This is a genomic window from Leifsonia sp. NPDC058292 (genome assembly GCF_042880955.1).
Taxonomy (GTDB): Bacteria; Actinomycetota; Actinomycetes; order Actinomycetales; family Microbacteriaceae; genus Leifsonia.
In genome coordinates this window covers 1-1,954 of sequence record NZ_JBHVYL010000082.1, presented here as the reverse complement: position 1 = coordinate 1,954, position 1,954 = coordinate 1, and the positions used below count along the sequence as shown (strand labels likewise).

The following is a 1,954-nucleotide window of genomic DNA, read 5'->3' as shown; positions in this document are numbered from 1 at the left end:
GCCCGCACCCGATCGGGGTGCGGGCGGTCGCCGTTTCGCGTTGTGCGCTGCGTCCGGCACTACCGCCCGGGCTCGCCGATTCGACTCAGACGCTCGCGCGCACCGAGTTCAGCCACGGATCGTCGAACGTCACCGACTGGCCGTCGTCGCGCGACGGAACGCCGTAGTGCCGCATCCGTTCGCTCAGCTCTCCGAGATCGTCGACGGTCGGAACCTTGAGCTCCACCAGCCCCAGCCCGAGCGCGGGCTGGCGGCGACCGGCGCCTTTGCTGTTCCACGTGTTCATCGCCATGTGGTGGTGGTAGCCGCCGGCGCTCACGAAGAGCGCCTGCCCGCCGAGCTCGGCGGTCGACTCGAAGCCGAGCCTGTCGACGTAGAAGGCCCGCGCCGAGGCGACGTCTCCCACCGACAGGTGCACGTGGCCGACCACCGCTGTTCCGAGCCGGCTGTCGTCGCCGGCCTCGACGGATGCCGTCGCCCGCTCGGTCAGATTCTCCGCGAGAAAGCCGTTGGGGTCGAGGTAGAGGGTCGCCATCTCGATCTGGCCGTGGGTCCAGCTCCACTGCGAGCGGTCCCTGTCCCAGTAGAGCTCGACGCCGTTGCCTTCGGGGTCGGTGAAGTAGAAGGCCTTGCTGACCAGGTGGTCTGCGCTGCCGGTGAATGTTCCGGGGGATTTCGTCGCCACCGAGTACACCGCCGCGGCCAGGGTCTCTTCGGTGTCGAACAGGATGGCCGTGTGGAACAGTCCCGCCTCGTGGGGTGACGCGTGTCGCAGTTCGGGCGCATGCTCCAGGATCACGATGGGGGTCGCTCCCCGGCCGAGGATGACCCGCCCACCCTCGGCGGCGAGCACGCTGAGCGTGACAGCGTCGCGATAGTAGGCGGTCATGGCGTCGAGGTCGGCCACACGCAGGGTGACCGCGCCCATCGACGTGTCGGGTGCGAGGAGGTCGGGCATGAGATCCTCAACGTCGCAGAGCCGGAATGTATTTCAGTCGTCGAGGCGCGCGAGCTCGTCGGCGACGATCGCCCGGGCCTCAGCGGGCGTCACAGCGGGGAAGGGGCCGACGAGATGGGCGGCGAGCCCGTCGATCAGCGCGCGCATCCGGGTGGCCGCTCGATCGATGTCGGTGGTGCTGGTTCCGTTCGGCAGCGATGCCGCGACGACCTGCCGGATGTGGCCGAGCATCTCGACGTCGGAGTCGCGCTTCACCGGCGCGAGCGACACATCCGAGAGCGTCGCGCCCGCGAACACCAGCCAGACCTCCATCTCCTCCCGCCGTTCGTCGTCGAGGGGGAGGTACTGCTCCAGCAGCACCTGCCGCAGTCCCCGATCGGGCTCTCCGTCGCCGGCCCGCTCGACGATGCCCCGGATGCGCGCCGACGTGCGGTCGGTGACCAGCCGCATCGCGAACTCCACGACATCCGACTGCCGCGGAAAATAGTGCCGCAGCGAGCCGAGTGCCATGCCGGCCTCGCTCGCGACGCTCCGGGTGCTGACCGCGTTGATGCCGTCACGCCGCACGATCCGCCAGACCGCCGCGCCGATGTCGCGCCGCCGCTGCTCCGGAGTCTCGCTCGTGCGCATGCCGCCAGGCTATCGCCGCGCGCCGCTGCCCCGCCCGCTGGCCCGCCTGCCGCCTGCCGCCTGGCCCGGCTGCCGCCGGCCCGCCTGCCGCCTGGCCCGGCTGCCGCCGGCCCGCGGGCCGCTGGCCACACGCCGCGCGGGAAACTGTCAACTCATCGAGGGGTCCCAACACGCCGCGCGGGGCCGGCCGTCTCATCGAGGGGTCCCAACACGCCGCGCGGGGCCGGCCGTCTCATCGAGGGGTCCCAACACGCCGCGCGGGGCCGGCCGTCTCATCGAGGGGTCCCAACACGCCGCGCGGGGCCGGCCGTCTCATCGAGGGGTCCCAACACGCCGCGCGGGGCCGGCCGTCTCATCGAGGGGTCC

General features: G+C 71.7%; 2 protein-coding genes. Both read right to left on the bottom strand.

Annotated elements, in window-relative coordinates:
- Positions 1 to 85: 85 nt before the first annotated feature.
- Entirely contained in the window at positions 86 to 958 is an 873-nt protein-coding gene (locus tag ACFVWR_RS19055; protein ID WP_387216017.1) for a VOC family protein, read from the bottom strand.
- Between the two features lie 33 nt (positions 959 to 991).
- A complete protein-coding gene (locus ACFVWR_RS19050; protein WP_387216014.1) occupies positions 992 to 1,588 on the bottom strand; it encodes a TetR/AcrR family transcriptional regulator in 597 nt (198 codons plus the stop codon).
- Positions 1,589 to 1,954: the final 366 nt, after the last annotated feature.